General features: G+C 65.7%; 6 protein-coding genes and 2 tRNA genes. 2 read left to right on the top strand and 6 right to left on the bottom strand.

What is annotated here, in order from left to right; genetic code table 11:
* The 3 genes from EV666_RS16175 to EV666_RS16165 form a co-directional block, all read right to left on the bottom strand.
* A partial coding sequence (locus tag EV666_RS16175; protein ID WP_132010434.1) for a GTP-binding protein occupies positions 1 to 647 on the bottom strand: 647 nt, incomplete at its 3' end.
* 287 nt (positions 648 to 934) lie between these two features.
* Positions 935 to 1008: transfer RNA gene (locus tag EV666_RS16170), tRNA-Gly, on the bottom strand.
* A gap of 90 nt (positions 1009 to 1098) precedes the next feature.
* Positions 1099 to 1183, bottom strand: a tRNA-Tyr gene (locus EV666_RS16165).
* 297 nt (positions 1184 to 1480) lie between these two features.
* On the opposite strand from EV666_RS16165, the gene rlmB reads away from it, so the two are divergent.
* A complete protein-coding gene (gene rlmB / locus EV666_RS16160; protein ID WP_132010432.1) occupies positions 1481 to 2326 on the top strand; it encodes a 23S rRNA (guanosine(2251)-2'-O)-methyltransferase RlmB in 846 nt (281 codons plus the stop codon).
* 476 nt (positions 2327 to 2802) lie between these two features.
* Entirely contained in the window at positions 2803 to 4482 is a 1680-nt protein-coding gene (locus EV666_RS16155; RefSeq protein ID WP_245514489.1) for an MFS transporter, read from the top strand.
* Between the two features lie 118 nt (positions 4483 to 4600).
* Here the strand turns inward: EV666_RS16155 and EV666_RS16150 are convergent, their stop codons facing one another.
* The 3 genes from EV666_RS16150 to EV666_RS16140 all read right to left on the bottom strand — a co-directional run bounded on the left by EV666_RS16150 (position 4601) and on the right by EV666_RS16140 (position 7926).
* The gene (locus tag EV666_RS16150) at positions 4601 to 5179 is read right to left on the bottom strand and encodes a hypothetical protein (protein ID WP_165910049.1); all 579 of its coding nucleotides are present in this window, start codon (positions 5177 to 5179) and stop codon (positions 4601 to 4603) included.
* Between the two features lie 229 nt (positions 5180 to 5408).
* Complete coding sequence (locus tag EV666_RS18325) at positions 5409 to 5768, bottom strand: hypothetical protein (RefSeq protein ID WP_165910056.1); 360 nt, start codon at positions 5766 to 5768, stop codon at positions 5409 to 5411.
* A 382-nt stretch (positions 5769 to 6150) separates the two neighbouring features.
* Positions 6151 to 7926: an SLC13 family permease gene (locus EV666_RS16140; protein WP_132010428.1), complete on the bottom strand. Its 1776-nt coding sequence runs from the start codon at positions 7924 to 7926 to the stop codon at positions 6151 to 6153.
* Between the last annotated feature and the right edge of the window lie 172 nt (positions 7927 to 8098).

The raw sequence follows: 8098 nt of genomic DNA, 5'->3' as shown, positions 1-8098 counted from the left end.
GGCATCAGGAACGGCTGGTCAACCGGACGCTCCGGCTGCGGAATGTAGGCGTCAACCTCTTCCATCAGCTTCAGCACAGCGTCGCGGCCGATCTCGGGAGACTTGTCCTCAAGCGCCATCAGCGCCGAGCCCTTGACGATCGGAATGTCGTCGCCGGGGAACTCGTACTTCGACAGAAGCTCGCGGATCTCAAGCTCGACCAGCTCAAGAAGCTCGGCGTCGTCAACCTGGTCGACCTTATTCATGAACACGACCAGCGCCGGAACGCCAACCTGACGCGCCAGAAGGATGTGCTCGCGCGTCTGCGGCATCGGGCCGTCAGCCGCCGACACAACCAGGATCGCGCCGTCCATCTGCGCCGCGCCCGTGATCATGTTCTTCACGTAGTCGGCGTGCCCGGGGCAGTCCACGTGCGCGTAGTGACGGTTCGCCGTCTCGTACTCAACGTGCGACGTCGAGATCGTGATGCCGCGCGCCTTCTCTTCCGGAGCCTTGTCAATCTGGTCATACGCCGTGAACGACGCCCCGCCGCTCTCCGCAAGAACCTTCGTGATCGCAGCGGTCAGTGACGTCTTGCCGTGGTCAACGTGGCCGATCGTGCCAATGTTGCAGTGCGGCTTCGTCCGCGAAAATTTCTCTTTGGCCATCTTGCTTTCCTGTTACGGGAAACATTCCCGACAACTGTGCCCCGGGAGCATCGCCGCGCCCGTCCCCGGCAGGTTTTTGCCGCCGGGGGCTGCGACGCGCGCTTCCCTAGCAAATTCCGGGTGTGGTTTGCAAAATCAAACTTGCGCGGACATGCAGTCGATGCGCTTTCTTTTCAAGACCCAACCGGCGCGAAGCTTGCCGGCGAACGTGACGTTCACAAGGAAAGCGTTCCAGCACGCCGTGACGCCGACGTCATGAGGGGTATTTTGAAGAAAATGTCCGGGAGTGGAGCGGGTGAAGGGAATCGAACCCTCGTATTCAGCTTGGAAGGCTGCTGCTCTACCATTGAGCTACACCCGCGCGCCGGTGGCGAATATAACCGCGCCAGCCCCGGTCCGCCGGGATTATGCCCTGGATATGTGCTGACGCAAGAAACTATTCCGGAGCCGATGGTGGAGGGAGTTGGATTCGAACCAACGTAGGCGTAGCCAACGGATTTACAGTCCGTCCCCTTTAACCACTCGGGCATCCCTCCTCATCGTCCGGAATGTCCGCGGGATGCTCGCCAGCACCCCGGGTCCGTCGCCGCCAGCGAAGCGCCGCAGCAACGTGGCGCTCTTATGCGGAGAGCGGCCGACGCTGTCAACGCCCCCGGTCGCGCAAATTGTCAGGACATGTGGATTACCGCCTGGCGCGGCCCGCCGCGACGGCAGCGCCAGAGGTCGACAACCGGTTGCAAAGCGTGCAGAACAGCCGCGCTATTCAGGCTTTCACCCGCCATGTGCGGCAGGCGTTCCGTGGCGCCGCGAAGGCCATTCCCTGGAAAACGCCCATGTCCGCCAACAGGCCGCCCCCCCATCGTCGCAACCAGGCCCCCGGTGGCCCCAGGCGCCGGCCAGATCATGCCCGGCGTGAAGCAGCCCGGGCGGAATGGAAGGCCAACCGGCCAGAGCACGCGGAAGACACGGTGGTGCTGTACGGCTGGCGGCCGGTGGCGGAAGCGATCGCCAACAGCAACCGCGCCTTCCTGCGCCTGCTGGTGACGGAGAACGCCCAGCGCCGCCTGCAGGAGGCGGGCCTTTTCCCGGCCATAACCGCCGAGATTGTCCGCCCTGAACAGATTGACCGCCTGGTGGGGCCGGATGCGGTGCACCAGGGATTATACGCCGAGGTTGAGCCGCTCGACGCCCCCACCATCGAATCGATGCCGCAGGATGGCGTCTTCCTCGTGCTCGACCAGATCACCGATCCCCACAACGTCGGCGCCATCGTGCGCACGGCGGCGGCGTTCGGCGTCAGCGCCATCATCACCACCGCGCGGCACAGCCCCGCCGCCACCGGCGTGCTCGCCAAATCGGCTTCGGGCGGACTGGAATACGTGCCGATCGTCACCGTGCGCAATCTGGCTGGCGCCCTGCAAACCATGGGCGAGCGCGGGGTGATGTGCATCGGCCTTGATTCGGAGGGCGAGTCGGTTCTCGAGGACGTACCCATGCGCCGCCCGCTCGCCCTGGTGCTGGGCGCGGAGGGCAAGGGCCTGCGCCAGCTGACGCGCCAGCGGTGTCAGGCCCTGGCGCGCCTCGACATGCCAGGACGCATCAAGAGCCTCAATGTCTCGAACGCCGCGGCCATCTCGCTTTACGCGGTGGCGCGCGCCTGCCCGCCCAAGGCGGATTGAGATGGATTGAGACGGATTAACTAGGCCAAAGCTTCCGCCGGACGGAACCGACAGGCGCGCCGACCGCGTTGAAGCCTTGCCGGGCGGCGGGTTGCGTGGGCGGAGATCTGCGTGGGGAGATCTGCGTGGCGGAAGTTTGCGTGAACGACGCCTTGTTGGGCGCGATCTTCGCGGGGCCATCATCCAGCCGGCCGCCGCCACCCAGACCGGCCCGGAGTATCCGGCGCAGGGCCCCCTGACCTCAATGGAAAATATACAAAAACACATCCATATCACGGACAATCATTATTAGACCTATTACTGATATACTTATTACTGAGCGACACGGCGTCACACGGAAACTAGCCTTCCACCCGCGACCACGACTGGTCGCCCGGGCGTCATGCCAGCCATGACCTTCACCGGGTGAGACCAGCCCGGAAGCCTGCCCCAGGGCCAGGCGCGTCAGCATCAGCACGACGTTCAGGGAGGTTGGAATGACAATACAAGCAGGTGTATCACGGGGCGTGGCCACGCGGCGCCCCATGACCCGGGAGGAGAAGAAGGTTGTCTTCGCCTCCTCGCTTGGCACGGTTTTCGAGTGGTACGATTTCTATCTTTATGGATCGCTGGCTGCGATCATTGGCGCGCAGTTCTTCAGCGCCTATCCCCCCGCCACCCGTGATATCTTCGCCCTGCTCGCCTTCGCGGCGGGCTTTCTTGTCAGACCGTTCGGCGCCCTTGTGTTCGGCCGCATCGGCGACCTGGTCGGCCGCAAGTATACCTTCCTGATCACCATCCTGATCATGGGCCTGTCGACCTTCATCGTTGGCGTCCTGCCCAACGCCGCCAGCATCGGCATTCTGGCGCCCATCATCCTCATCACCCTGCGCCTGCTCCAGGGCCTCGCCCTCGGCGGCGAGTATGGCGGCGCCGCCACCTATGTCGCCGAGCACGCCCCCCATGGCCGGCGCGGTTACTATACGTCCTGGATCCAGACGACGGCGACCCTCGGGCTGTTCCTGTCGCTGCTGGTCATCCTGTTCACCCGCACCATTGTCGGCGAGCAGGCTTTCGCGGACTGGGGCTGGCGCATTCCGTTCCTGGTGTCGATCATCCTGCTTGCCATCTCGGTCTGGATCCGCACCCAGCTGGATGAATCCCCCGCTTTCAGGCGCATGAAGGAAGAAGGCACCCGCTCCAAGGCGCCGCTTTCGGAAGCCTTTGGCGAATGGCGCAACCTCAAGTTCGTGCTGATCGCGCTGTTCGGCCTCGTCGCCGGTCAGGGCGTCGTCTGGTATACGGGCCAGTTCTACGCGCTGTTCTTCCTGCAATCGATCGTCAAGGTGGATGGCTACACCTCAAACCTGCTGATTGCCTGGTCGCTGGTGCTGGGAACCGGCTTTTTCGTGTTCTTCGGCTGGCTGTCCGACAAGGTCGGCCGCAAGCCGATCATCCTGGCCGGTTGCCTGATCGCCGCCATTCTCTACTTCCCGGTGTTCAAGCAGATCACCACCCTGGCCAACCCCGCGCTCGAGCGCGCCATCGAGAACGTCAAGGTGACGGTGGTCGCCGATCCGGCCCAGTGCGGCAACCTGTTCAATCCCGTCGGCACCCGGGTGTTCACCGCCCCCTGTGATCTGGCCCGCGATTTCCTGGCCAAATCATCGGTGCGCTACACCACGGAGCCGGCCCCGGCCGGATCGCCGGTTTCGGTGCGGGTCAACGACGTGACAGTGCCGTGGGACGCCAACTTCAGGACGACGCTATCGGCGGCGCTGCAACAGGCTGGTTATCCGCTCGCCGCGGCCCAGGCCGGCGTGGTGAAGATGGCGCATCCGTTCGACGTTTTCCGCCCGCAGGTGGCGGGCGTGATCGGACTGCTGTTCATCCTCGTCCTGCTGGTGACGATGGTTTACGGGCCGATCGCCGCCGCGCTGGTGGAGCTGTTCCCCACGCGCATCCGCTACACCTCGATGTCGCTGCCCTATCATATCGGCAACGGCTGGTTTGGCGGCCTGCTGCCGGCGACGGCTTTCGCCATGGTGGCGCAGACGGGCGATATCTACTACGGCCTCTGGTATCCGATCGTCATCGCGGTCGCCACCTTCATCATCGGTCTGATCTGCGTGCCGGAGACGAAGGATCGGGACATCGAGACCTTCGACACCAAATAGACCCATCCCCGGAACCCGGGCGGCCAGAAGCGCCTGATGGGCCAGAAACAAAGGAGGCGGGGAGCCAATCCCCGCCTCCTTTTCTTTTGCCGCATGCGCCCGGGGGGGGCCAGGGCGGTCACCTGTCGTAGCAGATGGTGACCACCCGCCGCACCCAGCGTCCGTGATCCAGCACGCGCCTCGGCGCGCGATAACACGGGGCGTGGGTGTATACGGTCGTATAGGTGGGGTGGCTGGCCGCCGCGGCCGCCGCGCCGATGGCAATCCCCGCCGCGATCGGATAGCCAGCGTTCCAGTAGCCGTCGTTCCAGTAATACGGGCCGCCGCCCCAATAGGCGGGTCCATAGTAATAGTAGGGGCGGTAATAGGGACGCCAGTACGCGGGCCGGTAGCCCCACCCCGGATAGGGCCGCCAGCCAGGTCGCAGGACCGGCCCGGGATGGAAGTATGGCCGGGGCCCACCCCATCCCGGCCTCAGCCCCATTGGCCTGAAACCGCCTGGACGAAAGCCTGGGCCGCCGAAATGCGGCCCGCCAAAACGGGGACCGCCGAAATGCGGCCCGCCGCCATGGCGAAATCCCTGGGCCTCCACCGGGGCTGGCATGCAGATCAGCAGACCGGCCAGCACGGCGGCTGGAAGCACCCACGGACGCATGGACAGCCCGGTATGCGCGAATCTCAAAGCAGGCACAGACATCGTCAAGCCTCCCGTAACGGAGAGAACGATCAAACCAAACCTGATCACGTAATTATCTTCATATGACTATGGCGAAATGTAGTCACAACAAAAATCCCGGCGCGAAAGCACCGGGATCCTAGGATTATACTGATTTATACGCACCAATATCGCACCGCCACCTGATATCTGCCGGGGAGCGGTCCGCAGAAACGCGTCGTAGCACACGACCCGTCGTAACCTGACGCGATCAGTCGCAGACCTCGATCTGGCGACGGCGCCAACCCAGGCCTTCAACCCAGACGCGGCGTGACGTCATGTAGCATTCCGGGCCCTCGTCGTAGACGACCGGCGGCGGCGGGGGCGGCGGCGCCAGCGCACCGGCGGCGGCCGCGCCGGCCAGCGCGCCAATGGCCAGTCCGCCGATCACGCCGGCCGCCGGCGGCGGGCCATAGCAACCCGGACCACGACACCAGGCGGCCGCGCCGGACGTCGTCGCCATCAGGGCGCCGCCTGCCCCGAGCATCGCCACCGCCGCCAGAACCACGGCCCTGGGGGCGCCCGCCAGCCTTGCCGGCGTCGACCGGCCCCTGTGTTGCATCTCCACCATCCGGAAACTCCTTAACCTCCATGCCCTGGTTCGGGCTTCGGCTGATTCAGCACGCGAATTCTGGACATAGCATGGCGTCATCGGCCGGTCCCTTCCGAGGCGCCCCCGCCAGCAGGGCCAGGCGGCCCATGACCAGCGGCCCCATGACCAGCGACCGATGATCAGCGCCCCATGGCGAGCGAACCATGACCTGTAGCGCCATGACCTGTAGCGCCATGGCCAGGGCGATCATCACGTCGCAAGCCCCGCGCGTTCGCCACGTCCTGAATGATCGGCCCCCTCCCCCGGACGTGGCGCGGCCTGGGGCCGATCGACACATTTCCGTGAACGCCGCCAGGGCTCCGGCCAGATACGCCAGGCCCGGAGGTCGGGCCAGCCATCCCTAATGCAGCGGCCAGAACCAGAGCACCAGCGGCGCGCCCACCAGCACGACCAGCAGGGACAGCGGCGCCCCGAGCCGGGCGTAATCGGAGAATTTGTAGCCTCCAGGGCCAAACACCAGCGTGTTGCACTGGTGACCGATGGGCGTGAGAAAGTCGCAGCCGGCGCCGATCGCCGTGGCGATCAGGAACGCTTCAGGGCGATAGCCCAGGTCCTTCGCGAACACCGCCGCGATTGGCGCCATCACCATCACCGTGGCTGCGTTGTTGAGGAACGGCGTCACAGCCATGGCCACGACCATGATCAACACCACCGCGCCCCAACCTGGCAATGCCGTGGCCACGCTGGCCAGATGGGTGGCGATAATCTGCGAGGCGCCCGTGGAGCGTAAGGAATCGCTGACAGGTATCAACGCCGCCAGCATGATCAGGATCGGCCACTCGACCGCATCATAGGCGTCGCGCAGGGTCAGCGCCCCGCTCACCACGATCAGGCCAGCCGCGGCGAAAAAAGCGATGGCCACGGGAACGACGCCCGTCGCGGTGGCCAGCATCGCCGCCGCCAGAATGATCAGCGGCGCCCAGCCGGCGCGGGCGCTGCCCAGGCGCAGGGCGCGATCCGCCAGGGGCAGAAGCCCGAGATGGCGCATCTTCTCCGGCAGGATGCTGCGGGGGCCCTGCAACACGATCACGTCGCCGGCCTGCAGCGTCGTCGCTCCAAGCTGGCGCGGCAGCCGCTCCCCCGAACGGGAAATGGCGATGATATTGACGCCGTGTCGCTGTTGCAGCCGCAGGCGCTCCGCCGTCTGGCCAATCAGTGACGAACTGGCGTTCACCACCACCTCGACAACCGCCACCTCGTCGCCCTCAGCCCCCTTTGGCGCCTCGCGATCCTGGCCCGCCAGGGTGAGCCGGTCGTGAGCGATAGCCCGCTCGAGGGCGTCGGGCTCGCCGGTGAGGATCAGCGTGTCGCCCTTGCGCAAAACCGTGAATGGCGAGGCGGAGCTGCGCAGCCGGCCGCGCAGCACCGAGACGATGGTGACCTCGCCCTGATGGCGGGCGGCGAAATCCTGCGCCATTTCGTCGATCGCCGGCGACCCCTCGCCGATCGACGCCTCCGTGCAATAGCCCCGGATATCAAGGGCGTCGCTCAGGTCCGGCGGCGCGCGTCGGTCGCGGGGAAGCAGCCGGTAGCCGAACGCAAGGAAGACCAGTCCGGCGATGAGCAGGCCAAAACCGGTCGGAAAGTAATCGAACATGCTGAACGGCTTGCCGGTCATCTCCTCGCGCACGCGGCTGACGATGATGTTGGGCGAGGTGCCAACCAGCGTCGTCAGGCCGCCAAGCAGGGAGGCGAAGGCCATCGGCATCAGGAACACCGACGGGCTGACCTTGCTCTTGCGCGCCATCTGGAAGGCCGCCGGCATCAGCATCGCCAGGGCGCCGACATTCTTCACCAGGCCGGAAGCGACCCCAACGGTCACGGTCAGCGCCAGCAACTGCGTGCGCACCCGCGTCAGTCGCGGCGCGGCCAGCGACAGCGCCAGCTCGATTACCCCGGAACGCTGCACGCCAGCGGAGATCACCAGCGCCGAGGCGACGATAATGACGATGTCGTCCGAGAAGCCCTTGAAGGCGTCCGCCGGTGGGACAATGCCGATGGCGACGGCGGCGATCAGGGCGATACAGGCGGTGACGTCGTACCTGAACCGCCCCCAGATGAACATGGCCATCATGGCGATCAGGGTTACGACGGACAGGATTTGCGGTGTGGTCACACAGGCGTCCCGGTCAGGCGCGCGGGCGGGAATGACCGCGCTTCTGTCGCAACACAGTGGAATGGTCGCCAGTTCCATGGAAGACGCGCAGCGCCAACATCCGCGTGATGGCGGCGGAAAACCGGCGCCGGCGACGAGGCGGACGCTCCGGCGCATCCCGGACGGGCGGCGG

Source organism: Camelimonas lactis (genome assembly GCF_004342915.1).
Taxonomy (GTDB): domain Bacteria; phylum Pseudomonadota; class Alphaproteobacteria; order Rhizobiales; family Beijerinckiaceae; genus Camelimonas; species Camelimonas lactis.
Note: the sequence above shows the minus strand (reverse complement) of the source record. Positions and strands in the feature narration are given on the sequence as shown.